This is a genomic window from Dolichospermum sp. FACHB-1250 (assembly GCF_014696335.1).
Taxonomy (GTDB): domain Bacteria; phylum Cyanobacteriota; class Cyanobacteriia; order Cyanobacteriales; family Nostocaceae; genus Dolichospermum; species Dolichospermum planctonicum.
In genome coordinates, this window is the sequence record NZ_JACJPZ010000004.1 from 1 (window position 1) to 25,668 (window position 25,668).

At 35.3% G+C, this 25,668-nt stretch carries 16 protein-coding genes; 11 read left to right on the plus strand and 5 right to left on the minus strand.

Annotated features, from left to right (window positions below):
* The 5 genes from H6F39_RS02175 to H6F39_RS02195 form a co-directional block, all read left to right on the plus strand.
* Window positions 1-1,644 (plus strand): Eco57I restriction-modification methylase domain-containing protein (locus H6F39_RS02175; protein ID WP_190396135.1); only part of this gene is annotated, 1,644 nt, incomplete at its 5' end.
* Between the two features lie 177 nt (window positions 1,645-1,821).
* Window positions 1,822-2,049 (plus strand): AbrB/MazE/SpoVT family DNA-binding domain-containing protein, encoded by a 228-nt coding sequence (locus H6F39_RS02180; RefSeq protein WP_190396136.1) that lies wholly within the window; start codon window positions 1,822-1,824, stop codon window positions 2,047-2,049.
* 145 nt (window positions 2,050-2,194) lie between these two features.
* A complete protein-coding gene (locus H6F39_RS02185) occupies window positions 2,195-2,485 on the plus strand; it encodes a nucleotidyltransferase family protein (RefSeq protein WP_190396137.1) in 291 nt (96 codons plus the stop codon).
* Window positions 2,475-2,822 (plus strand): DUF86 domain-containing protein, encoded by a 348-nt coding sequence (locus H6F39_RS02190; protein WP_190396138.1) that lies wholly within the window; start codon window positions 2,475-2,477, stop codon window positions 2,820-2,822. Before H6F39_RS02185 ends, H6F39_RS02190 begins: the two co-directional genes overlap by 11 nt.
* Before the next feature lie 8 nt (window positions 2,823-2,830).
* Complete coding sequence (locus tag H6F39_RS02195) at window positions 2,831-6,235, plus strand: helicase-related protein (RefSeq protein ID WP_190396139.1); 3,405 nt, start codon at window positions 2,831-2,833, stop codon at window positions 6,233-6,235.
* A 141-nt stretch (window positions 6,236-6,376) separates the two neighbouring features.
* Here H6F39_RS02195 and H6F39_RS02200 read toward each other — a convergent pair whose 3' ends face one another.
* Both H6F39_RS02200 and H6F39_RS02205 read right to left on the minus strand, forming a co-directional pair.
* Window positions 6,377-7,486, minus strand: coding sequence for a GTP-binding protein (locus tag H6F39_RS02200; RefSeq protein ID WP_190396140.1), 1,110 nt, complete (start codon window positions 7,484-7,486; stop codon window positions 6,377-6,379).
* A gap of 84 nt (window positions 7,487-7,570) precedes the next feature.
* Complete coding sequence (locus H6F39_RS02205; RefSeq protein WP_137907451.1) at window positions 7,571-8,188, minus strand: Uma2 family endonuclease; 618 nt, start codon at window positions 8,186-8,188, stop codon at window positions 7,571-7,573.
* A 206-nt stretch (window positions 8,189-8,394) separates the two neighbouring features.
* Here H6F39_RS02205 and cysS point away from each other — a divergent pair, with 206 nt between their 5' ends.
* Complete coding sequence (gene cysS, locus H6F39_RS02210) at window positions 8,395-9,861, plus strand: cysteine--tRNA ligase (protein WP_190396169.1); 1,467 nt, start codon at window positions 8,395-8,397, stop codon at window positions 9,859-9,861.
* A gap of 94 nt (window positions 9,862-9,955) precedes the next feature.
* Here cysS and mrdA read toward each other — a convergent pair whose 3' ends face one another.
* Window positions 9,956-11,734, minus strand: a complete 1,779-nt coding sequence (gene mrdA / locus H6F39_RS02215; RefSeq protein ID WP_190396141.1) for a penicillin-binding protein 2 — start codon at window positions 11,732-11,734, stop codon at window positions 9,956-9,958.
* An 89-nt stretch (window positions 11,735-11,823) separates the two neighbouring features.
* Here mrdA and H6F39_RS02220 point away from each other — a divergent pair, with 89 nt between their 5' ends.
* From H6F39_RS02220 to H6F39_RS02235, 4 genes are all read left to right on the plus strand, one after another.
* Window positions 11,824-12,963, plus strand: coding sequence for an ABC transporter ATP-binding protein (locus tag H6F39_RS02220; protein ID WP_137907454.1), 1,140 nt, complete (start codon window positions 11,824-11,826; stop codon window positions 12,961-12,963).
* A gap of 103 nt (window positions 12,964-13,066) precedes the next feature.
* Window positions 13,067-14,149 carry a spermidine/putrescine ABC transporter substrate-binding protein gene (locus H6F39_RS02225; RefSeq protein WP_190371866.1) on the plus strand — a complete coding sequence of 361 codons (1,083 nt, stop codon included), beginning with the start codon at window positions 13,067-13,069 and terminating at the stop codon, window positions 14,147-14,149.
* 205 nt (window positions 14,150-14,354) lie between these two features.
* Entirely contained in the window at window positions 14,355-15,245 is an 891-nt protein-coding gene (locus tag H6F39_RS02230; RefSeq protein ID WP_190371867.1) for an ABC transporter permease, read from the plus strand.
* A gap of 477 nt (window positions 15,246-15,722) precedes the next feature.
* A complete protein-coding gene (locus H6F39_RS02235) occupies window positions 15,723-17,960 on the plus strand; it encodes a DNA methyltransferase (protein ID WP_190396142.1) in 2,238 nt (745 codons plus the stop codon).
* 123 nt (window positions 17,961-18,083) lie between these two features.
* On the opposite strand, the gene murQ is transcribed toward H6F39_RS02235, so the two are convergent.
* Entirely contained in the window at window positions 18,084-19,022 is a 939-nt protein-coding gene (gene murQ / locus H6F39_RS02240; RefSeq protein WP_137907457.1) for an N-acetylmuramic acid 6-phosphate etherase, read from the minus strand.
* Between the two features lie 85 nt (window positions 19,023-19,107).
* Window positions 19,108-19,527 carry a DUF3110 domain-containing protein gene (locus H6F39_RS02245; protein ID WP_190371869.1) on the minus strand — a complete coding sequence of 140 codons (420 nt, stop codon included), beginning with the start codon at window positions 19,525-19,527 and terminating at the stop codon, window positions 19,108-19,110.
* Between the two features lie 681 nt (window positions 19,528-20,208).
* On the opposite strand from H6F39_RS02245, the gene H6F39_RS02250 reads away from it, so the two are divergent.
* Window positions 20,209-25,656 (plus strand): translocation/assembly module TamB, encoded by a 5,448-nt coding sequence (locus tag H6F39_RS02250; protein WP_190396143.1) that lies wholly within the window; start codon window positions 20,209-20,211, stop codon window positions 25,654-25,656.
* The last annotated feature ends 12 nt before the right edge of the window (window positions 25,657-25,668 follow it).

The window sequence follows — 25,668 nt, forward strand, 5'->3', positions numbered from 1 at the left end:
GTTTTAAATATTGCGGATATGGAGGTTTTAAAACCTTTTCATTGGGGTTATCATTTTGATCAAATTATTGCTAGGGGTGGTTTTGATATTATTTTGGGTAATCCTCCTTGGGAGATTTTTAAACCACAAGCTAAGGAGTTTTTTGCGGAATATAGTGATTTAGTTACTCGTAGGAAAATGGATATTAAGACTTTTGAGAAGGAACAAAAGCAGTTATTAGCAAATCCTGAAATTGCTACTGCTTGGTTAAGGTATCAAAGTCAATATCCTCATGTCAGTTTATATTTTAGAAGTGCGGAACAATATCTTAATCAGATTTCTGTGGTTAATGGGAAAAAACAGGGAACTGATATTAATTTATATAAGTTGTTTGTGGAACAATGTGTTAATTTACTTTCTGAAAATGGTGAATGTGGTTTGGTTATTCCTAGCGGTATTTATACTGATTTGGGAACTAAGCAATTACGGGAAATGTTGTTTTCCCAAACTAAGATCACTAGTTTATTCTGTTTTGAAAATAGAAAGGCTATTTTTGAAGGGGTACATAAAAGTTTTAAGTTTGTGGTTTTGACTTTTGAAAATGGTAATAAAACTTTATCATTTCCGGCTAGGTTTATGCGTCATGATGTGGGAGAATTAAATAGTTTTCCTGATGATGATTGTATTCATATTTCTGTGGATTTAATTAAACGCTTATCTCCTGATTCTATTTCGGTAATGGAGTTTAAATCTGATTTAGATATTTTCATTGCGGAAAAAATGAGTCGCTTTCCGTTGTTGGGGGAGGAAATTCAGGATAAGTGGAATTTAAAGTTAACTCGTGAATTTGATATGACTAATGATAGTCATTTGTTTAAAACTGAACCGGGAAAGAGAAGATTACCTTTATATGAAGGGAAAATGATTTGGCATTTTTCTCATGGTTTAAATGATATTAGATATTGGTTAGATCAAGAAACAGCTACAGAAAAATTAATTTCACCTCGCATTACAAATATTAATAAATTGGCAAAACAAGCTAATCTAAAAATAGATACTAATTCAGATAATATTAAATTAGGTTATCAATATTATAGGTTAGGAATAAGAACAGTTACAGGAGCAACAAATGAAAGAGCATTAGTCGTTTCTATAATTCCTAAGAATGTCATTGCTGGTAATTCTTTAATGCTAAGTATCCCTATTAATGATGAAATTTTTAATAAAAAATTAGCTCAAAAAGAATTATATTCACCACAACAACTTTTAGCTATTGTTAGTATTTTATCAAGTTTTATTTGTGATTGGTTTATTCGTCAACAAATATTGACTAATCTTAATATGTTCTACATTTATCAATTACCAGTACCCAGATTAACAGAAAAAGACGCATATTTTCAAGAAATAGTAGAACGTGCAGCCAAACTAATCTGTACCACAGCAGAGTATGATGAACTAGCGAGAGAAGTAGGATTAACAAGTCATGAAAACGGAGTTACAGACGAGAGAGAAAGGGGAAAAATCCGCGCGGAATTAGATGGAATAATTGCCCATTTATATGGATTAACAGAAACAGAATTTAGTCATATATTGAGTACCTTTCCCATTGTAGCAGAAGAAGTGAAAAATGCGGCTTTAAATGCTTATCGGGAAATGGTTAAATAACCTCAACATAGGGGTAATTCATGAATTACCCCGACAATTTATAAATAAAAACAAATATCTGTTACTGGTTTTTTTTAATTGTGTCAATCAATGATAAATTCTATAGTGCGTCCGACTGCGTAAATCCTGTTAAAATAAAATAGTAACTACACTCGTAACTACATCCTAGAAATAATCATGATACAAACTTTAAAATTACACAAAATTGGTAATTCAGTCGGGGTAACATTTTCTCAAGAATTGTTAAAAAAACTCAATCTTTCCGAAGGAGATACCGTATTTGTAACAAAAACTGAACATGAACTTCAACTCAGTGCTTATAACCCAGAATTTGAGAAAGCAATGACAATTTACCGCGAAGGTAGCCAAAAATTTCGTCATGTACTCAAGGAATTGGCTAAGTGAATGAACCAAATTGGCTCACAGAAGAGTGTGTATCAAGTAAGATGATTGTAAACATTCCCAATCTTCTAAAGCTACAGGTTCGGTAGGATCATCATAATGGATCACTAAATTTTGACAAATAAAAAATGTTTAAGGAGTTAAAAAAATGAAACGAGAAAAAATAATCACTTTTTTAAAAGATCATGCGGCGGAGATTAGAGGTTATGGTGTAAAATCTTTGGGGTTATTTGGTTCGGTAGCGAGAGATGAAGCGACAGCTAAAAGTGATGTTGATTTATTAGTTGAATTTGAAGGAAAAGTGACATTTGACTGCTATATGGATTTAAAATTTTTTCTGGAGGATAGTTTAGGCTGTTCGGTAGATGTAGTTAGCAAGAAGATGTTAAAGCCTCAAATTAGAAATGTGGTGGAAACAGAGGTTATCTATGTCTCGTAGTCTTAGATTGTATTTTGAGGACATTTTAAATAGTTGTCATAAAGTTTTGCGTTATACAAAGGGTATGAACTATGAGCAATTTTTTGAAGATGAATTGAGGTTTGATGCTGTACTGCGAAATCTACAAATTATCGGGGAGGCAATTAAGCAAGTACCGACGGAAACTAGAAATCTTTATCCTGCGGTAGAATGGCGAAAAATAGCAGGTTTAAGGGATGTTTTAGCTCATGCTTATTTCAGCTTGGAAAATGAAACAATTTGGGATATTGTGCAAAATAAAGTTCCTATGCTGCAAGCGCAAATTGAGGATATTTTTCAACAAGAATTTGGTAATTAATAAAAACTATGCCACACATATTTGATAATATCAACGAAAAACTACTACCCCAACTCAAAGAAAGCCTCAAAGATGCCCATAGGGCAGATTTTTGTGTAGGTTATTTCAACTTACGGGGATGGAAATTAATCCAGGAAGAAATAGAACAATTTACCGGAGGAGAAAATAACTGTTGTCGCTTATTAATTGGAATGCAGAAATTACCCAAAGACGAACTTAACCAAGTTTTAGGTTTAGGAATATCTCCTAAACCCATATCCCAGGGTGACGCAAATAACCTGAGAGAACGCATAGTCCAGGAATTTAGTCAACAATTAATGATCGGAAAACCAAATAATGATGATGAATTGGGTTTAAAAAGACTGAAATCACAATTAAAATCTAAAAAAGTAATAGTTAAATTATATTTACGTCGTCCCCTTCATGCTAAACTTTATTTAATGCCTCAAAGCCATCATAATTTAAAAGCGATCGCTTTTTTAGGAAGTAGTAATTTAACTTTTTCTGGTTTATCAACCCAAGGAGAATTAAATGTTGATATCCTAGATAATGATGCAACCAATAAATTACAAACCTGGTTTGATGAACGTTGGGAAGATAGATTTTGTATAGATATTTCTGATGAATTGGCAGAAATTATAGATGAAAGTTGGGCAACGGAAAAGTTAATTTCTCCCTATTATGTTTATCTGAAAATGGCCTATCATCTCTCTCAAGAAGCGCGAGATGGTTTAAGTCAATATACTATACCTTATGATTTTCAATTATTCCCTTTTCAAGCAGCAGCAGTACGAATTGCTGCCCATTATGTTAACCGTCGTGGTGGTGTTTTGATTGGTGATGTGGTAGGATTAGGAAAAACCTTAGTCGGAACTGCGATAGCGAAAATTATTGAAGAGGAACTTGGAATTAGTACCTTGATTATTTGTCCAAAAAATCTCGTTTCTATGTGGGAAAATTATAAAGATGAATATGGGTTAACAGCTAAAGTAATTTCTATTAGTCAAGTTGGTAAAATATTACCGACAATTCCGGCACGTTTTCGGTTAGTCTTAATAGATGAAAGTCATAATTTAAGAAATAGAGAAGGACAACGTTACGCAGCTATTAAGGAATATATAGAACAAAGTGGAAGTCGTTGTATTTTATTAACAGCAACTCCCTATAATAAAAGCTATTTTGACTTATCTGCACAGTTACGGTTATTCGTTCCTGAAGATAAAAATTTAATTATTAAACCAGATAATTTAATCAAGGAATTAGGAGGTGAACATGAGTTTAACCGCAAACATCCCCAAACTAATATTAGCACTTTAGCAGCATTTGAAAAAAGTGAATATTTTGAAGATTGGCAATTATTAATGAATCGTTATATGATTAGAAGAACCCGCAGTTTCATTAAAAATAATTATGCTGATACAGACCCTATAAATGAACGTAAATATTTACAATTTCCCAATGGTACTCGTTCTTATTTTCCTACCCGTATCCCGAAAACTGCTAAATTTACGATTAATAATGATGATAATTATGGAAAATTATACTCTGGTGAGGTAGTAGAAATTATTAATTCTTTATCATTACCCCGTTATGGTTTAGGAAATTACACTTTAGATAAATATAAACAACCTCCCACAGCAGCACAACAACAGATATTAAATAGTTTATCCCGTGGTGGTAGAAGGTTAATGGGTTTTTGTCGCACGAATTTATTTAAAAGATTAGAAAGTAGTGGTAATGCTTTTTTAGAATCTTTAGAACGTCATATTTTACGGAATTATGTATATCTTCATGCTTTAGAAAATAAATTAGATATTCCTATTGGTACACAAGATGCAGAGTTTTTAGATACTACTAATAATGATGAAGATGCTGATAATATTAATTCTACCAATTTAGATTTTGAAATAGCTGATGATGATCATGAAGAAAATGATGATCATAATGATGAGGTGAATTTTGCCAGTTTAACAAGTAAAGAAGCAGAATATAAACGTCAAGCAAAGGCTATTTATGAACTCTATCAAAATAAGTACCAAAAACGGTTTAAATGGTTAGATTCTCGATTATTCAAATCTGAATTAAAAAAACATCTCCGGGAAGATGCTTTATCATTATTGAAGTTATTACATAATTGTGGAGAATGGAATTATCAAGAAGATCAAAAATTACAAACTTTGCAAAAATTAATCACGGAAACTCATGAAAATGAGAAGATATTGATATTTACCCAATTTGCAGATACAGCGCGTTATTTACAGGAGTGTTTAGAAAAAACCAATATCACTCAAACCGCATTAGTGACAGGAAAAATAAATGATCCGACAGCATTAGCTTATCGTTTTAGTCCAGAAAGTAATAAACAAAATATTCTCCAGGAACAACAAATTAGAATTTTAATTGCTACCGATGTTTTAAGTGAAGGTCAAAATTTACAGGATTGTCGGATAATTATTAATTATGACCTACCTTGGGCAATTATTCGCTTAATTCAAAGAATTGGTAGAGTAGATAGAATTGGCCAAAAAGCCTCAGAAATTCTCTGTTATTCGTTTTTACCTGCGGAGGGAGTGGAAGAATTAATTAATTTACGAGGGAGATTAAGTGAAAGATTACAACAAAATGCGAATGTGGTGGGAACAGATGAAGCATTTTTTGAAGATAGTCTTTCTGATCAGGAAATACTTGATCTTTATCATGAAAAATCAGGTATCTTTGATAAAGAGGATGATGGAGAAGTTGATTTAACATCGGAAGCTTTTCAAATTTGGAAAAATGCTATAGATGCTGATCCTAGTTTAGAACAAATTATCAAAAGTCTTCCTAATGTTATTTATTCTACCCGCGAATATGAAGGTACAAATTTAGATCCTCAAGGGGTATTAATGTATTTGCGAACTGCTGAAGGTACGGATGCTTTAGCGTGGATAAATAAGGAAGGTAAAAGCGTTACTCAATCGCAAATGAGAATATTAAGAGTTGCTAGATGTAACCGGGATACACCCCCCTTAAAAAGACATCCCCAACACCATGAAATTGTCTCTCAAGGGGCTGATTTAATCTTAGAACAGCAAAACTCAACGGGAGGACAATTGGGAAGTCCTAAAAGTGCAAGATATCGCACCTATTATAAATTAGATGCTTATATTAAAAGAACGGAAACACCGTTATTTCCATTAGGAGAAGATTGGCAAAATTTGAAAAAAGCTGTTGAAGAAATCTATCTTTATCCTTTAAAAGAAACCACAGTGATTAAAATTAATCGTCAGTTGAAAAGTGGAATTACAGATGAACAATTAGCGGCAATGATTGTCTCTTTACGTGATAATAATTCTTTGTGTATTATTCATCCTGAAGATGTACAGCAGGAAGCGCGGATTATTTGTTCATTAGGTTTATTTTCAGGATGTTAAATGATAATTTCTGGGATAATTTCTGGTTTTTTAATTGGGATTAAATTGGGATTAAATTGGGATTAAATTGGGATTAAATTGGGATTAAATTTGTTGGGTTACGCTGTTGCTTAACCCAACCTACAAAATATTTCCTAATGATTACTTTCCAAATCCTTTACCTTTGCTGGTAGAAGGAAAACAAATACAATTTTCTAGTTGCTGGAGTAAGGTTTCACTATTTAGATTTTGACCAATTAGCACTAACTGATTTTGCTTTTTATTTTCATTCTTCCATTGATCATCATCAATAGTAAAGCGTTTACCACAAAGATGGAAAATATGACGTTGAGGACTTTCTTCAAACCACATAATACCTTTAGCACGGAAGACATTTGTAGGTAATTGATTATCTAGGAAATATTGAAATTTTCTAATAGCAAAGGGTTTATCACTTTGGAAGGAAATAGAGGTAAAACCGTCATTTTCTAAATGGTTAGAATGATCATGATGTTCATGATCATGATGTTCATGTCCACAGGTAGAATGATCATGATCATCGTGATGTTCGTGACCACAATTAGAATGATCATGATGTTCTTCTGTGTGGGAATCAAAGTATTTATCAGATTCAAACAAACCAACACTGAGAATTAAAGGAAGTGGAACTTGAGATTTTGTAGTCCGAATAATCCGCGCTCCTTCCTTAATATTATTGATTTTTTTCTCCAATTCCTGTAGAGTGGTTTCATCAACTAAATCTGTCTTATTGAGAATAATGACATCACCATAAGTAATTTGACTTAAAGCAGCTTCAGAATTGAATAAATCTAAGCTATAATTAGCGGCATCAACTACAGTAATGATAGAATCTAATCGGGTTAGATCTCGTAATTCTGCACCCAGAAATGTCATAGCTACTGGTAAAGGATCAGCTAAACCAGTGGTTTCGACAACTAGATAATCTAGCTTTTCTTCCCGTTCTAAAACCTTGTAAACAGCATCAACTAAGTCATTATTAATGGTACAACAAATGCAGCCATTACTCAATTCCACCATGTTTTCATCAGTGGAAATAATTAATTCATTATCAATACCAATTTCCCCAAATTCATTGACTAAAACAGCAGTTTTCACACCTTGCTGATTTGTGAGAATATGGTTAAGTAAAGTAGTCTTACCGCTACCGAGAAATCCGGTAATAATGGTTACTGGTAAACCTTTTTTAGTAAGTTCCATTGCGTGAGAGTCGGAATTAACTATTGTTTGCATGGTCAGAAAGTAGGATTTTGGTGTGTTTTTAATGTGTTTTTAATTTTATCTTGATTTTGGCGATTCTGCATGACGATAACATATTTACATACCAGCTTGAAAAATTTGGTTAGCAGTTAAGGTTAATTCGGGGAAAGTACGTGAAACTATAGTTTGATTTTCTCTAAATTGACTCACTTGATATTCCCCATTAATTAAATCATAGATAGAAATAGTTGGTTGTTTAGGATTTCCGATATAGGGAGTTCCTCCTAATGCTAAATAATCAACAATCCAATATTCAGGAATACCAATTTCTTCATAATCTTTGACTTTTGTTAAATAATCAACACGCCAATTTGTACTCACAACTTCAATCACTAAGGGAATTGATGCACCTTGGATAAGGGTAGATTCTTTTTCCCATAATGGTTCATTGATTAAATTATTGGGATTTACAAGTAAAACATCTGGTGAGTAAGCAGACTGATTTTCAGGTGGTTTAACTACAACAGTTTTTGCTATACCATAGGGTAAGTCTAAACGTGTAGATTCTGAGTTTATTTTTCTATTCAAAAAAATGATAATCCCTTCATGCTTGCCTGATGGTTGATTCATTTCAATAATTACTCCATGATGTAATTCATAATACTTTCCTTCTGGTTTCCATTCCACAAATTCCTCAAAAGTGACTGATTTAGTTTTGGGTAATGCTTGAATCATACTTTACCTCCAGTTGTTGACAAGATTAGCAAGTATTACTAATAATAGTTAATAGTTAATAGTTAGTTATTAGCTACTAAGACCTTCAACTATAACAAAATTCATCCATAAACTTACTCCATGCAGCTTGATCTTAATCTGGGATGACACCATTGTCATCAAATTGCGTTATCATTATTAATCGTCAGATGCCTTATTCCTCTATTATGACCCTATCTATTTACAATACTCTCACCCGTCGTCAAGAGCAATTTACCACCGTCGAACCTGGAAAAGTGAAAATGTATTGCTGCGGTGTGACAGTTTATGATTACTGCCATTTGGGTCATGCTAGAACGTCTATTATCTGGGATATAGTGCGTTCATACCTGAAGTTTATCGGCTATGATGTGTATTACATCCAAAATTTTACGGATATTGATGATAAAATTCTCAAACGGGCTAGAGAAGAAAATTCCTCCATGGAAATCGTCGCAGAACGCTACATTCAGGCATATTTTGAGGATATGTCGCGGTTAGGAATTAAAGAAGCTGACGAATATCCCCGCGCTACACATACAATGAATGGGATTCAGAGATTAATTCACGATTTAGAGCATAAAGGTTTTGCTTATCCCGCTGACGGTGATGTCTATTATGCGGTACAGAATTTTAGCGAATATGGCAAACTTTCAGGACGCAAATTAGAGGATATGCAAGCGGGTGCTAGTGAACGGGTAAATATCGAAGACGCGGAATATCAAAAGAAGAAATACCCCTTTGATTTTGCCCTGTGGAAGGGTGCAAAACCTGGTGAACCTGCGTGGGAGTCTCCATGGGGAAAAGGCCGCCCAGGATGGCATATAGAGTGTTCTGCCATGGTGCGCGATCGCTTGGGTGATACAATAGATATTCATGCTGGTGGTGCTGATTTAATTTTCCCCCATCATGAAAACGAAATTGCTCAATCAGAAGCTGTGACTGGCAAACCTTTAGCCAATTATTGGTTACACAATGGTATGGTCAAGGTGGACGGTGAAAAAATGTCCAAATCCTTGGGTAATTTTATCACAATTCGGCAATTATTAGATCGTGGCATAGATCCAATGGCGGTAAGATTATTTGTCTTAATGGCACAATACCGCAAACCCATAGATTTTACCGATGATGGCATATTAGCAGCAACCAATGGCTGGCATACGCTCAAAGAAGGTTTACTTTTCGGTTATCAACATGGTAAAAAATTAGAGTGGGATGAGTCTAACCTGATCCAAAATCTGAAATCTCAAATCCAAAATGCGGAGGTTGAGAGATTTAAAGCAGCAGTGAATGATGATTTTAATTTCCCTGGTGGTTTAGCAATAGTTTTTGAATTAGCCAAAGAACTAAATCGGGAAGGAAATATTATTATACATCAAGGAAAAACAGAAACACCTGCCAATGAATTACTGCAAAAATGGCAAACTCTAATTAGATTAGCAGATGTTTTAGGTTTAACCGCCCAAGCAGAAGTAGAAAATCCCGTTAATCATGGTATAAATGATGTTGATATTGAGGAGTTAATTCAAAAAAGACAGGTAGCAAGAAAAGCCAAAAACTTTGCAGAATCTGATCAAATTCGTGAGCAACTATTAAGAAAAGGCGTTACCTTAATAGATAGCAAAGAAGGAACACGCTGGCATAGAGGGGTTTAAACTGGTAAATTTAAACTGGTAAATTTAAACTGGTAAATTTTAATTTCCTTTGTAATTCCCAAAAACTATGGTTTTCAAAGTAAAGGTGGTTTACCTACTTGCGAGCAAAATGTTTTTCCATTACTGCTAAAATCATAGGTGCTGCTACACTACCACCACCACCACCGGAATGTTCAGCAAAAGCCACCACTAAAATTTCTGGTTTATCAGCGGGTGCATAAGCCCCAAACCAAGCGTGATTTTCTTTAACTCCTCGTCTCCAAGCTTCCGCAGTTCCACTTTTACCCGCTACTGGGGGAAGAGTCGGAGTATTTAATACCTTACCTGTGCCTTCGCTAACTACTTTCCGTAATCCCGCACGCAAAACCTTGACGGTTGTGGGTTTGAGATTTAATGATTCTCTCCAACTTTTAGCTTCTTCATGATCTTTGAGTAAATGGGGTTGGACACGATAACCACCATTAGCAGGTACAGCAAACATGACAGCGACTTGTAAAGGTGTAGTTTGTAAAGCCCCTTGGCCAATGGACATATTTATAGTATCACCCACAGTCCAATCTCTTTTCCATACTTTCTGTTTCCAATTCTCATCGGGAACTAAACCTTTAGCTTCCTCTGTAGTAAATTCAAAACCAGTTTTTTGACCAAATCCATATTTACGAGTCCATGAAATCAATGTCGGTCCGCCAACCCGCTTCCCAATTTGATAAAAGAAGGTATCACTACTCCACTGTAGCGCTCCCACAAAACCCAATGGTCCAAAACCAGCATGATTCCATTCACCAAATCTAGTCCCACCAATAGTTAAAGAACCATAGGTTTGTAATACTGTATCTGGAGAAAATTGTCCCGATTCTAGTCCTGCTGTGGTGGTGACAATTTTAAAGGTACTAGCGGGAGGAAAGGCGCTAATAGCACGATTAACTAAAGGATGTTCCGAACCTTGGAGACTTTCCCAATCTTTTTGGGAAAGTTTTTGTTTAGAAAAAATATTCGGGTCAAAACCGGGATGAGACACCATTGCTAATATAGCACCATTTTTAGGGTCAATTGCTACTATTGCCCCATTTCGATTACCTAAAGCCTTTTCTGCGGCTATTTGCGTCTCTAAATCTATGGTCAAATGTAGATCATTACCAGATTTTGCTTGTTTAGTTCCCAATACTCGGAGGGGTCTACCGCTACCATCTACTTCTATTTGCTGACCTCCCCACTCACCTCTTAACAATTTTTCATAAGCCTTTTCTATACCCATTTGACCCATGACATCACCCAATCGGTAGCCTTGGGCTTTCTTCTTTTCCAACTGTTCCGCCGTAATTTCCCTGGTGTATCCAAGTACATGAGCTAACTCTTTACCATAGGGATAATAACGAACAGCTTCTGTATTTATTTCCACACCTGGGAGTTCATTTTCATACTCTCTTAATGCTGTAACTTGGGCTTCATTTAAGTTGCGAGCAATACGAATCAGTGAAGAGGGATTAACAGCAGATTCTTGAAGAGTTTTCTCAATCTCTGCTTGGGGAATTTCCAGAATTTGCGCTAGACGTGGACCGACGACAGACCAGGAGGATTTTTTATGTGCCATAGGCCATAAATATACAGACCGAGGATAACGAGTGCTGGCTAATAATTTGCCATTTCTGTCAAAAATATTACCCCTTTCTGGTTGTTTAGGAATAATCCGCACCCGGTTAGATTCTGCGCGTTGACGATGTTTCCCTCCTTGTACAATTTGTAAATAGACCAATCGAGCGCCAATACCAGATAACATTAATAATGTGAATAAAATTATAAATGTAGATTGGACACCACGTCCAACTGTGCGCGTATTTTTTTGACTACTAAGCAATGGTGGTAAAATAGCCATAGGACCAAAAGAAATTTTGGGTTAAACAGGGAAAAATTAACAATTGACAATCATATTAAATATGAGATTAGGACATTGGACTGGATATTATGGCTGAAACTGCGATCAAAAATCAAAGGGATTTAAAATCCTCACAGACACTTGATGTTGAATTATGCAACGTATTTAAGTTTTTTAACCAAGAACCCGCAGTACAGGGTGTAGATTTGAATGTTAAAAAAGGAGAGTTTTTTAGTATTTTAGGTCCATCTGGTTGTGGAAAGACAACTACACTGCGCTTAATTGCTGGATTTGAAAGAATTGATGCTGGTAAACTATTGATTCAGGGTCAATTAATGACCGATATTCCTCCTTATCAACGACCTGTGAATACAGTATTTCAAAGTTATGCTTTATTTAATCATTTAAATGTGTGGGAAAATATTGCTTTTGGACTGCGATTAAAAAAAGTATCCAAATCAGAAATTAATAGTCGCGTCACGGAAGCTTTAAAACTTGTAAAAATGGAAAGCTTGCGATCGCGTGTTCCTCATCAACTCTCCGGTGGTCAACAACAACGGGTAGCATTAGCAAGGGCTTTAGTTAATCGTCCCGCAGTGGTCCTATTAGATGAACCCTTGGGAGCATTAGACTTAAAACTTCGTAAACAGATGCAGGTTGAACTATCCAATCTTCACCAAGAGTTAGGATTAACCTTTATCATGGTGACACATGATCAAGAAGAGGCGCTATCTCTATCTAACCGTATTGCCGTGATGAATCAAGGCAGAATAGAACAAATTGGTACTCCCAGTCAAATTTACGAAAGTCCCCAAACAGTTTTTGTAGCTGATTTCATCGGTGATACTAATTTATTTAGTGGTAAAATTGCCGAAATAGACGCAGAATGTGTAACAATTACCACTAAAACCGGATTAACGATGATTGTGAATCGCTGCGAACAAACACCCCTGGAAAAATCCCAAAATGTAGTAGTTAGCGTCCGTCCCGAAAAAATCCAACTTTCCCTATATCCACCCAATATACCCATAAACTGCTTTGCGGGAAGGTTAATTAATGTCATGTATTCAGGTACTCATGTTAATTATACCATAGAATTAATCAACGGTATGAACATTAATGTTTTACAACGGAATACATTCACTAACTTACTAGAAAGGAATACAACCATTTATACTTGGTGGGAAAAAGCTGACTGTTTAGCTATTAGTGAAAATAACAAACTTTAATTTGAGCCGCAGAAATAGGAATCATCCATATTTATCTGTGGTCAATTATTCCTAGCATAGCATAATATCTTATGAATCAATTATCAACACTCAATTTCCCCCAATGATTAACAGACGTAAACTTCTCAAAAAAATCGCAGTTTTTTCCACCTTATCTTTAGGTAGTTGTGGTTGGAGACTAGCCAATGTAGGCTCAAAAGATATTAACCCTAATCAAAGTGATAAACTATATATTTACACATGGACACAATATACAGATAAAGAATTACTAACAACCTTTACCAGACAAACAGGGATGAAAGTAATAGCAGATGTATATGAATCGAATGATGTCATGTTAGCGAAATTGCAAGCTGGGGGAAGTGGTACTTATAGTATTATCTATCCATCAGATTTTATGGTACAGAAAATGGCAGAAAAAGGATTATTAGCAGAAATAGATCATCAGCGATTAATCGGACTAGATAACTTATTTCCACAATTTAATAATCCCATTTATGACCCCAAAAACCGTTATAGTATTCCCTTTAATTGGGGAACAACAGGGTTATTATACAACTCGGAAAAACTCTCAAATCCTCCCGAAGATTGGGAATATCTGTGGCAAAATCGAGATAAATTAAATAAACGGATTACCTTACTCAACGATGTCCGGGAAGTGATAGGTGCAAGCTTGAGAATGTTAGGATACTCCTATAATTCACAAAATGAAAATGAAATAAAACAAGCATATCAAAAATTAAAATTACTCAAACCTGCCATTGCTGCTTTTGATACAGATGCTTGGCAAAATAAAATCCTAGCGGGAGACCTATTAATTGCGATGTGTTATTCTGCGGACGCGGTGAGAATTTCTAAAGAAAACCCCAAACTAAAATTTGTCATTCCGCGTAGTGGTTCTTCATTATGGACAGATACCATTGTCATTCCTAAATCCAACCCTAATCTAGCTGGTGCTTATGCTTGGATCAACTTAATTTTACAACCAGACATAGCCGCCAAAATTGCCCAAAGATTATATATTTCTACCCCTAATAGAGCAGCATTTGAGCAATTACCACAGAAAATTCAACAGAACAGCAATTTATTTCCTCCCGAATCAATTTTAGCAAAATGTGAACGGATTACCCCCTTGGAAAAATTTGAAGAAATCTATGATAGATATTGGACACAATTACTAACATAACTAACATAAAAAAATTAATGATAAAGTAAAACATCACCCCCTTACCTCTTACCTCTGTGTTCTCTGTGCCTCTGTGGTTAGATTTATCGGTCAGTTACAGCACAAAACCAAAATACAGAAAAATGGCAATTTTAAATATTAAATATTAAATATATAACCCTTGTGGGGTAATGCTCATCCAAAATCACCAAATCCTCATACTCAAATGGAATCTACTAACAACCTGAAAAAAACAGACAAATTGCAAACAGCCTGGAAAAATTGGCTACCTCCCTTGACATTACTAGCACCATCTGGTATTTGGTTATTAATATTATTACTTTTGCCAACATTAATCATTTTTGAGTTAAGCTTAGTCCCAGATATTCGTCCGGGTGATTTAGTAAATCCCAGTGGTATTAGTAATTATATTCACATTTTTGCACCGATTTATTTAAAGGTGATATTCAACTCACTTTTTTTTGCCTTTGGTACTACTATTATCACCTTAATGCTAGGTTTTCCCGTTGCTTATTGGATTGCTGTAATAGTACCACATCGCTGGCAGAATTTGTTAGTATTAGCTTTTGTATTACCTTTATGGACTTCTTCTTTATTACGTTCTTACGCATGGATTACTATTTTGCGTCCCAGCGGATTATTAAATAGTTTGTTAACCAGTATTGGTTTACCAATTTTAGATATTCTCAATAGTAATTTAGCCGTACTAATTGGTATGAGTTACAGCCTATTACCCTACATGGTATTAATTTTGTATGCTTCCTTAGAAAAATTAGATAAAAGACTATTAGAAGCTGCTGCTGATTTAGGTGCAAATTCCATCCAAACTTTTTTAAAAGTGACCGTACCTCAAGTTTTACCGGGTATTGCGGCTGGTTCATTGCTAGTTTTTATTACTGCATTAGGGGATTTTATTGACCCCGAATTATTAGGAGGTGCTTCCAGCATGACAGCGGCCAGATTAGTTTATAATCAGTTTCTTGGTGCTACTCAAAATTGGGGTTTTGGTTCAGCTTTAAGTATGACATTGATTTTGATAGTGAGTATATCAATTTCCCTTGTCATTAAATTTGGTGAAGCAACACCTAAAAAATAACAGCAATTACAATTAAACTATTAAGTAGGTTGGCGTTAAAAATTGTCGTTATGACAAGGGAACTCTTAACTGGGGACAGGGAACAGGGAACAGGGAACAGGTTTTGGGCAACTTTACTTTTCGTTACTTATGTCGGTTTTTTTGCGTTACCCTACTTACTGATGTTTATGAAGATGTCTCTCTTATCAAAACTCTTAACCTATATATAAAACTCCTATTTGATTTTTATTTGATTTTTATTTGATTTTTATTTGATTTTTATTTAATTTTTAAAAGTCGGGGATTTTGTTGTTCAAAAATTAGTGTCGGACTTTGAATTTATTTGAATTTAATTGTTGAATAATTAAGTTTTATGTATGATTTGGTTTTATTTTATTAAGGTGTTATAATAGGGGAATCTACCATAATAAACTTCAAAGATAGCCTGAAAAATCATCTAATCTCACATCTAATCTAAAAATTTGATCAGGGGTAAAAATGAAAAATCTTTTTGGAAATTTAAACTTGCAGACACTAAAAAAAAATCCAGATTTCAAAGAAGATAGCGTTAGAGAAGTAATTATTCTGCCTATTTTAAAAGCACTTGGGTATACAGAAATCAATATAATTCGTAGTAAAACATTACAACATCCTTTTTTAAAGATTGGTAGTAAAAAACGCCCTATAAATCTTGTTCCTGATTATGTTTTGAAGGTAGAAAATAATTTTGCTTGGGTACTTGACGCAAAAGCACCAAATGAGAATATTAAAGAGGGTGATCATATAGAACAGGTTTATAGTTATGCTACCCACCCGGAAATTAGGAGTAATTATTTTGCTCTTTGTAATGGTGTAGAGTTTTCTATATTTAAAACCACCGCAACTAATATACCTATTTTATTTTTTAACCTGGATGAAATTGAATATCATTGGGAAAAATTAACTCAATATTTATCACCTAATAGTTTTCAATCTGGTAAAAACTTTAATTATGAAACTACCATAGCTACAGCTAAACCTCAAGTTAGTTTCGATTATAATACTCGTCCTTTATTGGAAGAAATTTTAGTTAAAAAACAATCTGCTAAAAGACATTTTGGAGTTCATGGATATTTTACTAAACAAGCGTGGAATGTAGTCGCTGAATATATTAAAAACTTTAGTCAACCTGGAGATTTAATTCTTGATCCTTTTGGTGGTAGTGGAGTGACAGCTATTGAAGCTTTAATGAATAATAGAAAAGCCATTAGTACAGATATTAATCCTATGGCTGTATTTCTTGTTAATTCTTTAATTGCTCCTGTAGATTTTGATGAACTTTCAGTAGCTTTTGCAAGAGTAAAAACGGAATATGAAAACAAAGAACCTCAAACGGAACCTGATATTCAAAAAGCATTAATAAAATATCCCTATCCTCAAGGTTTACAATTACCTAAAGGTTCAGACGTGGAAACTGTAGAACAGTTATTTAGTGATAAACAATTAGCACAGTTAGGTTTATTAAAGTCAATTATTAAAAAAGAGAGAAACAAAAATATTAGAAATTCATTAATGCTAATGTTTTCTGGACTTTTGACAAAAGTAAATTTAACTTATCATTCTTCATCTGTTCGCACTGATGGAGGAGGAGATTCTTCTGCTTTTAGATATTATCGTTATCGAATTGCTCCTTCACCAGTAGATATAGATATCTTAACTTATTTTGAAATGCGATTTAAAAAAGTAGTTGCAGCAAAAAAAGAGATGGAATATTTTATTAACGAAAAAACTATTTCTTATGGACAAATTATTAAAGGTTCAGCCACAAATTTAAGTTTTATTCCCAAAGAAAGTGTAGACTATATATATACAGATCCTCCCTATGGTAAGAAAATTCCCTATTTAGATTTATCTGTAATGTGGAATGCTTGGTTAGATTTAGAAGTAACAGAAGCAGACTATCAACAAGAAGCAATTGAGGGAGGAGAACATCAAAAAACTAAAGATGAATATAACCAATTAATAGCTGAAAGCATCAAAGAAATGTATCGAGTGTTAAAATTTGACCGGTGGTTATCATTTGTATTTGCTCATAAAGATCCTGAATTTTGGCATTTAATTATTGATACTGCGGAAAGTTGCGGTTTTGAATATATTGGTGCAGTACCACAAAAAAATGGCCAAACAAGCTTTAAAAAGAGACAAAACCCTTTTACAGTTTTATCAGGACAATTAATCATTAATTTTCGTAAAGTTCGCAGTCCTAAAGCTATTATGAAAGCTAACTTAGGAATGGATATTGCAGAAATTGTCATTCAAACTATTGAAGGAATTATAGCTAAAAATGATGGTGCAACTCTAGAACAAATTAACGATGAACTAATTATTAAAGGTTTAGAATTAGGTTTTTTAGACTTATTAAAAAAAGAATATTCTGATTTAACACCAATTTTATTAGGTAATTTTGACTATGATGAAAAAACAGAACTATTTACTCTCAAAAAAGATGCAAAATTCAAATCACATATAGATGTAAAATTGAGAATTAAATACTACTTAATGAGTTACTTACGCAGAATGGAAAGAGAAAAGAAAAATCCCAACTTTGATCAAATAGTTTTGCATTTATTACCACTTTTAAAAAATGGAACTACCCCAGAAGATCAAACCATTTTGAGTGTGTTAGAAGACATAGGAGAACGCATGGGAGAAAACAGTTGGAAACTAAAAAAAGAAGGTCAACTTTCACTATTTTGACGCAAATCTAACATATAAACACTCTTCCTCTGTGCGTCCTCTGTGCCTGGAGTGCTGCGTTACGAAGACAGCTAAAACACCCTAGATATAGGTAAAGATATAGGTGAAGTGAAATTCACACTTTCATTTACCAACACCCGAATTATGATCTTGATTATAACTAGTTACAGCCTGACGGAGATTACCCAAATGTGCAGCTAGTAGTTCCTTACCCGCTTCCTGATCTAAACCCGTCCAGTGCATTAATAAGGACAACTTCACCCATTTACCGCTGCGTTCCAGTAAGAAACCCGCCGCTTCTCGACTTAATCCCGTCAAGTCTTGTAGAATCCGTAAAGCGCGATCGCGTAACTTTTGATTAGTCACAGCGACATCAACCATGCGATTACCATAGACCTTACCGAGTTTGACCATTACCCCAGTGGAGAGAGTATTTAAAGCCAATTTTGTTACAGTTCCCGCTTTCAAACGAGTAGAACCAGCCAAAATTTCTGGACCTGTTAACAAACGGATATCAATATCAACTTCAATAGTGACTTGTTCAGCGGGGACACAAGCTATAAAAATAGTTTTAGCTCCGCGTTGACGAGCAGCATTAATAGCACCGTGAACAAAAGGTGTTGTTCCTCCGGCAGTAATGCCGACGACCACATCTAGTTGGGTAATTTGTCGTTGAGAAATGGCACTTTCCCCATCTTCAGATCGATCTTCTAAATCCTCAGAACTGCGAACCAATGCACCAGCACCACCGGCAATAATTCCCTGTACCAACTCGGCCGGAGTGCAGAAAGTAGGTGGACATTCAGCAGCATCTAATACTCCTAATCTGCCACTTGTCCCTGCACCCACGTAAAATAAACGTCCCCCTTGACGTAACCTGTCCGCTGTCAAATCAATAGCTGCTGCTAATTCAACTTTAGCCTCTGCTACTGCTGCTACTGCTTTTTGGTCTTCATGATTAAATAACTCCACCAATTCCAGGGAATTGAGTTGGTCTAGATTGAGACTATGAGGATTAACTTGTTCTGTGAGTAGATGGCCGCGTTCCTGGAAATTTGTCATTTTGTGTAGTCTATATTCTTGGTCAGTGGTAACAAATCAATAGTCAGTTGTCATTTACTGATCATGACTAATGACCCATGACAAATTATAATAGCCCTTCTAATTGACGACGAATGCTGTCTAAATTAGGATTAGCAATTTCCGGGACAGATGGACCAGCGGAAAGAAAATCCTTCCCAGTATCCTCTATTTCGGCTTCAGCTTGCCAGTCAGTTTCTTCCACGTTCATTTCTGGTGGAATTACTAATTCACTATTTTCGGGAATGATTTCCCAATCATAGCCGGCACTTTCGCAAAATTCCTGAACATCAGCAGCATCCATCATTTCCACTGTCGGTACAGCGAAGTCTTGAGCTTCCAACATTAAAGCATAGCGAGTAGCATCATCTTCTGATTCAAACATGAGGATTTGATTACCTTCTAACCCTTGGCCATTGGTAATCCGAACGCTGTGAATGCCCTCATTATCCGTACCAGCGTTAAAAATTAGTACAAAAACACGCATTATCTATCCTTTAATTTCTTGTCTAACTTATATTAAAGTTCTAGGTTGTGCATTTGCAAAAGTCTGAGATCATTTTTGTCGGATTTTCAGGACTCACAGCTAAACTAAAAGATTTTCCAATCATATAGTTAATTAACTATAAGTTTTTTAAATAGGAATTTGACAAAAAAAGGTCAAGTTGAATAATTGCCCCTCTATTCTCAATAATCTTGAGAATATTCTCAATAACTCGACGAAAAAAGTTCATTTTCGGGCTTGACTTTCTCAACTATTTTTTTTAAAATAATTATTGATAAAATCTGCTTGGGCTTCTTTGCTGTAGATTTCTGAAATTATCAGAAGATAGTTCTTCCTCGTCGTTTCTATGATAACAGATTAAAAACTCTTTGTCAACATCTTTTCTACTCTTTTTCTCGAAAAAGTGCCAACCATCCGCGCCTGTGCGTGATAAAAATAATATTAATTTACATAAAAGTAGAAGATAGTTCTTCCTCGTCGTTTCTATGATAACAGATTAAAAACTCTTTGTCAATACCTTTTCTACTCTTTTTCCCGAAAATTTTGGTGAAAAACTCCGTTCTAGAAAGACAGCTTTTGGTATAATGGGGAAAGTGAGTGTCAAATATCCAGCAGCGTAAATTTAGCGGGCTTCCTCATCCCATAAGTTGTGGTGAAAACATCATGTCTAACTCTCCTGGTCAAAATTCTCACTCCAGAAACTCTGGGTTGGAGCGTCTATGGTTAACAATATTAAGTCGAGGTGGACTAGTTTTAGGTGCTGTATTGGTGCTGGGAATTATTGCCGGTGTTTGGCGGTTGCGGAATTTCGTTTATGATGATTTAGTACCATTAGTTACCCAAAATCTAACTAACACCCTGAACCGTCCGGTCAAATTGGGAGCAGTTAAGTCATTTTCCCTGACAGGGGTAAGTTTTGCCGCTTCAGAGATACCAACTACAGATACGGATTCAGATAAGGTAAATACAAAAGCTGTTGAAGTGGGATTTGATCCTTGGCAATTAGTTATTAACCGCAATCTGCGATTAGATGTAACTTTAATTAACCCAGATATTTATATTGAACAAGATTCCCAAGGACGCTGGTTAACTACTACTATAACTCCGCCTCCGGGTAAAGCATTGATTAAAACTGATTTGGATAAATTGCGGTTTCGTGATGCTAATTTAGTATTAGTGCCGAAAGTATCGGTTTTAGAAAAAAATTCTTTACCAGAGAAAGTAGCATTTTCAGGAATTAATGGCACAGCTAAACTCTTAAATCAAAATCGTCTGATTAAATTAGAATTAGCTGGTAAGGCAGTCAGTGGGGGTAATATTTCCATTACCGGGGATTTAATTCCTCAGAAAGTTTTAGTTGGGGATTTTCGACTACAAGCGGAAAACATTCTTGCCGCAGATATTACGCGAATTGTCACTTTACCACTAACCTTAAAAACTGGTAGAGTCAATGGTGATTTGCAAATTAAAGTAGTTCCCAGGGGGAAAACCTTATTATACGGTAAGGCGGCCATAGCGGGAGTAACGGTACAAATCCCTAAAATACCTCAATTATTAAATAATAGTCAAGGGAATCTCAGTTTTGATGGACTGGCGATTAAATTAGAGCAGATAATTACCAACTACGGGCAAATCCCCGTTACAGCATCAGGTACAATTGACCAGGAAGCTGGATTTAATTTAAAAGGGCGTGTCAATGCGGTAAGTTTAGCTAATGCCCAAACTACTCTGAAAGTCAAGTTACCAGTTCCTGTAACTGGGATAGCTCAAGCAGATGTACAGATATTGGGAGGAATTTCCCAGCCAGTATTATCCGGTAGTGTCAGCAGTTTGAAAACTGTCCGAATTGATAAAGTAGATTTTCAGAAAGTTAGTAGTAAATTTGAACTGATAAGCAGTAAGTCTCTGCTGAAAATTACAGATATCCAAGGAAAAACTACATATCAAGGTCAGGTAAAAGGTGGGGGAACAATTAAACTGAGTGCAGTACCCCAACTAGATTTTAACTTGAGTGGGGAAAATATAGCCGGAGATGCGATCGCTCAAGTATATAATATTCAAACAGGATTCCCCATTGGACTATTATCAGCTACAGCCCAACTCAAAGGAGCGGATAATAAAACCCAGACTATAGTAAAATTGCAAGCACCTCAAGCTAAATATCCCGCAAGGTTAACAACAATTATTAATTCTGACCAGACGGTTTCCTTCCGTGATCTAGTTGCTAATGTAGGTAGTGGCATAGTTAGGGGTAGTGGTACTTATAGTAATGGTCGTTGGCAAGCTTTAGCGCAAGCTAATAAGATTAAATTAGCCTCCTTTATAGACCAAAAACAACAGGAGAATATTTCGTTAACTGGGGCGGAATTTAATGGCAATATCCGTTTATCAGGAAATTCCTCACCATTTAAAATCGAGACAATTATCCCTGAAAATGCGAATGTTAACATTGCGGGTGGTACAGTCAATATAGCCCAAATCAATTTACAAGAGCAAAATTTCACAGCCTTGTTACTAGGGAGAAATTTACGCTTAGGCACAATATTAAAACAAAAACAAACCAACCCGATTTTAAATTATCCCCTCACAGGTAAATTCATGATTGGGGGTAATCGGGAAAATTTCCAACTCAAAACCCTCACAGCATTGGGTGAGGCCTTTTTATCTGTGGGAGGGGGGAAAATTAAAGCTGGGAATATTCAAGTTGCGGAAGGTCGCTATGAGGCGAAAATTCAAGCTGATAATGTATCCTTACTTAGTTTAGCACCTGTACCATCCCCATGGCAAGGAAATATCACAGGTGAATTACAGGTAGGGGGTTCTGTGGAGTCATTCCAACCTGAAACTATTCAGGGAGAGGGAAAAGGGAGATTGAAACTTCCTAGCGGAACGGTTATGGTCTCTGATATTCGAGTTAACGATGGAAATTATCAGGCTTCTTTGGCTACTTCTGGGTTAGAATTGCGCTCTTTTGGTCAGCAGTTACAAGGACAGTTGACAGGGAAATTACAACTAGCGGGAACTTTAGCCACTCCCAAATTAGCAGATATTGCTGCTGTTGGTCAACTGCGATTTAATAGAGGTTTGCCAGGTATTGATCCACCTATTTGGTTATATATTGGTTGGAATGGAAAAAAGCTAACTATAGATAGTTATAATAATGGTAATTTCCAAGTTAAAGGTTATTTATTAGCTAATGCCGAAAAAGTAGGGATTCCCGAAATTACGGATATGAATTTAAACTTAGATGTAAATAATTATAATCTACAAAAATTGCCCATTAAATTACCTAAAAACGTAGATATTGCTGGAAATCTGGATTTTAGTGGCCAGTTGAGAGGAAAACCCACTGCACCAAATATTACAGGTAAATTGGGATTTACAGATTTAAGACTTCAAAAATTGGCATTTGAACCATCTCTAACTGGTAGTGTTCAAGCTGTATCAGGACAGGGAGTAACCTTAGATGTTGCAGGTGGAAAAGAGCGTATAGCATTTAAATTAGATAGTAATAATCGTCCTAAATCTTTTTTAGTCAAGTGGCAACAAGCATTGTTATCAGGTATAGAAACAGATGGTAACTTAGCCGTGGGTATGACTAATCTACCATTAGGAGCATTAAATATAATTTTACCAGATGATACACTATTAAGTCCGGGAGGTGTGGGGGGATTATTAAGTGGAAATTTACAAATTAATTCCCAGACATTAGCGACAGAGGGGAATATAGCCATTGAGAAACCAGAAATTGGCCGCATTAAAGGCGATGGCTTTCAAACCCAACTACGCTATGATAATCAAACATTTATTCTCGGTAATAGCGAATTTCGCAAAGGTGAAAGCAGATATAACTTTGATGCAAACATCAGACCATGGACTAAAAAACCCCAACTGCGAGCAAACATCAAAATTGACAAAGGTAATATTCAAGACATTCTTAATGTTGCCCAAATATTTGAACTTCAAGACTTGCAACGTGGTTTAAAAGCACCAAAATACGGCAAAGCTGAGGAGTTAACCGCTCAATCCCAAAAATTACCAAATCAGTCCTTATTCAGCCAAATTCAAAGGTTATCGGAAATTAATGCCCTGGTAACTGCCCAAGAACAAAAACGGATAAATGCTACACCCATACCAGAATTAAGAGACTTAAAAGGGATTTTAAACGGTGGTATCAGTATTAATACTGCTACCACCGACCAACCAAGAGTGAAATTTAACCTGCAAGGACAAAACTTTACTTGGGGTAAACCAACAGAACCAAGCCGATTTTATGCGGTGGAAAAAGTAGTAGTTAAGGGTAGTTTAGAAGAGGGAATTTTCCGTTTACAACCTTTACAAATTCAATCTCAGCAAAAGTTAATTACCTTTACAGGTAACATTGGTAATAGTAAACAATCAGGTAAATTGACAGTAGAAAATTTTCCTCTTGGGCGAGTAAATGATTTAGTGAAACTACCAGTGGGAATTGGAGGTAAACTGAATTTAACGACAGCAATAGCAGGTAGTATTAATAATCCTCAAGCTATAGGAGAATTAAACATTACAGAAGGAACAATTAATCAAAAACAAATAGCATCAACCAACGCTACTTTCAATTATGCTAATGGAAGATTAAACTTTAGTAGCAATGTCTCAGGAACGGGGAAAGAATCTGGAACTGAAATTTCGGGGAGTATTCCTTATGAAATACCTTTTGCGACTAGAAAATCCGAGGGTAATCAAATTACCTTAGATGTGAAAGTCAAAAACGAAGGTTTAACACTTCTAAATCTTTTTACTAATGAAGTAGCTTTTGAAAATGGACAAGGAGAATTAGATTTAAAAGTTTCGGGAACTTTAAAAAACCCGTTGGTTGAAGGTAAAGCTTCCTTGAGTAATGCTACCTTTAGCGCTCAAGCATTACCAGGAAAGTTAACCAATATAAATGGTAGTGCAGAGTTTGATTTAAACCGAGTATTTGTAGACAGTCTTGAAGGTAGATTTAGTAATGGTAAAGTTGAAGTGGTGGGAGAGCTACCAATTTTTACTAGTCAAAATATTAAAACAGAAAATGCACTGACTGTTAATTTAGAACAATTGGCTTTAAATCTCAAGGGATTATATCAAGGGGGTGCTAGTGGTAATGTAAAAATTACAGGTTCTCTTCTGCAACCTGTAATTGGTGGTAAGATAGAATTATTTGATGGTCAAGTATTGTTAGCAGAATCTAAAAATGTTAATTCCTCAAATGGTAAAATCAGCATTTCTCAAAGATCTCCAGAGGTAGAAAATAAAATTACCAAGTTAAATAAGTTAGAATTGAACTTAGGTAAAAATGTACAAATTACTAGTCCACCGCTTTTTAAGTTCCAAGCTGCTGGGGATTTAATTGTTAATGGTTCTTTAACTGAACCCGTACCGGAAGGAACTATTAAACTAACTAAAGGTGCGGTGAATTTATTCACGACCCAATTAGGTTTAGCACGAGGTTATGAACATACCGCTACTTTTGTTTCTAGTCAACCCCGTGACCCTTATTTGGATATTCGTCTATTTGCTAAAATTCTAGATGTAGTTCAAAATAACGATATTGGCCGACAAAATTCTGTAGGTTCTTTAGGTTTATCGGGTTTAGAAACAGTTCGAGTCGAAGCAAGTATTAATGGTTTAGCTACTCAAATCAATGAGAATTTGCAACTCAAAAGCAATCCTTCACGTTCAGAAGCACAAATTGTCACTTTATTAGGGGGTGGGTTCATTGATACTAAAGAACGTGGTGACATTAAACTGGGTTTAATTAATATTGCTGGTTCGGCCGTTTTTAGTAATTTCCAAGGTGCATTTAATCAAATTGGTGATGCTTTTGGTTTAAGCGAATTAAGAGTATTTCCCACTATTCTTTCCCAAAGGCCAGAAGCAGGGAGAAATAACTCATCTTTAGAATTGGCTTTAGAAGCAGGAGTTGATATTTCTCCGAAGTTTTCCCTTTCTACTATTAAGATATTGACTGCTAGTGATCCTTTACAATGGGGGATTAATTACCGAATAAATAATGAACTTCGTCTCCGTTCTTCTACTAATTTAACGGATGATAGTCGCGCTGTAATTGAGTTTGAACGGAAGTTTTAAAAAATTAACACC

What these genes read in the sequence shown, in the direction of transcription:
- mrdA (WP_190396141.1), bottom strand. Translation starts at nt 11,734, where the DNA reads ATGGCTATTTTACCACCATTGCTTAGTAGTCAAAAAAATACGCGCACA.
- H6F39_RS02235 (WP_190396142.1), top strand. Translation starts at nt 15,723, where the DNA reads ATGAAAAATCTTTTTGGAAATTTAAACTTGCAGACACTAAAAAAAAAT.
- H6F39_RS02185 (WP_190396137.1), top strand. Translation starts at nt 2,195, where the DNA reads ATGAAACGAGAAAAAATAATCACTTTTTTAAAAGATCATGCGGCGGAG.
- H6F39_RS02190 (WP_190396138.1), top strand. Translation starts at nt 2,475, where the DNA reads ATGTCTCGTAGTCTTAGATTGTATTTTGAGGACATTTTAAATAGTTGT.
- murQ (WP_137907457.1), bottom strand. Translation starts at nt 19,022, where the DNA reads ATGACAAATTTCCAGGAACGCGGCCATCTACTCACAGAACAAGTTAAT.
- cysS (WP_190396169.1), top strand. Translation starts at nt 8,395, where the DNA reads ATGACCCTATCTATTTACAATACTCTCACCCGTCGTCAAGAGCAATTT.
- H6F39_RS02205 (WP_137907451.1), bottom strand. Translation starts at nt 8,188, where the DNA reads ATGATTCAAGCATTACCCAAAACTAAATCAGTCACTTTTGAGGAATTT.
- H6F39_RS02245 (WP_190371869.1), bottom strand. Translation starts at nt 19,527, where the DNA reads ATGCGTGTTTTTGTACTAATTTTTAACGCTGGTACGGATAATGAGGGC.
- H6F39_RS02230 (WP_190371867.1), top strand. Translation starts at nt 14,355, where the DNA reads ATGGAATCTACTAACAACCTGAAAAAAACAGACAAATTGCAAACAGCC.
- H6F39_RS02250 (WP_190396143.1), top strand. Translation starts at nt 20,209, where the DNA reads ATGTCTAACTCTCCTGGTCAAAATTCTCACTCCAGAAACTCTGGGTTG.
- H6F39_RS02225 (WP_190371866.1), top strand. Translation starts at nt 13,067, where the DNA reads ATGATTAACAGACGTAAACTTCTCAAAAAAATCGCAGTTTTTTCCACC.
- H6F39_RS02180 (WP_190396136.1), top strand. Translation starts at nt 1,822, where the DNA reads ATGATACAAACTTTAAAATTACACAAAATTGGTAATTCAGTCGGGGTA.
- H6F39_RS02200 (WP_190396140.1), bottom strand. Translation starts at nt 7,486, where the DNA reads ATGCAAACAATAGTTAATTCCGACTCTCACGCAATGGAACTTACTAAA.
- H6F39_RS02220 (WP_137907454.1), top strand. Translation starts at nt 11,824, where the DNA reads ATGGCTGAAACTGCGATCAAAAATCAAAGGGATTTAAAATCCTCACAG.
- H6F39_RS02195 (WP_190396139.1), top strand. Translation starts at nt 2,831, where the DNA reads ATGCCACACATATTTGATAATATCAACGAAAAACTACTACCCCAACTC.